Source organism: Nocardiopsis halotolerans DSM 44410 (assembly GCF_000341065.1).
GTDB lineage: Bacteria > Actinomycetota > Actinomycetes > Streptosporangiales > Streptosporangiaceae > Nocardiopsis > Nocardiopsis halotolerans.
Window position 1 is genome coordinate 1 of the sequence record NZ_ANAX01000087.1, and the last position, 203, is coordinate 203.

The 203-nt window shown below is 73.9% G+C and carries 1 pseudogene; it reads right to left on the reverse strand.

The annotated features are described in order from the left end of the window. Positions 1-203 (reverse strand): annotated as a pseudogene (locus D455_RS29520) (hypothetical protein); the annotation flags it as partial.

Below are 203 nucleotides of genomic sequence, written 5' to 3' on the forward strand. Positions count from 1 at the left end.
CGCGGCCAGGGACGCTCCTCCGTGAGCAGTCTGACCGCCCCCGACGACCAGTCCACGTGCGGTGTGGGGTCGTCGGCGTGCAGGGTCCGCGGCAGCACCCCGCCCCGGAGGGACAGCACCAGTTTGATCAGACCCGCGACCCCGGCCGCGGCCTGGGTGTGGCCCAGGTTGGACTTGAGCGAGCCCAGCCACAGCGGCTGGGG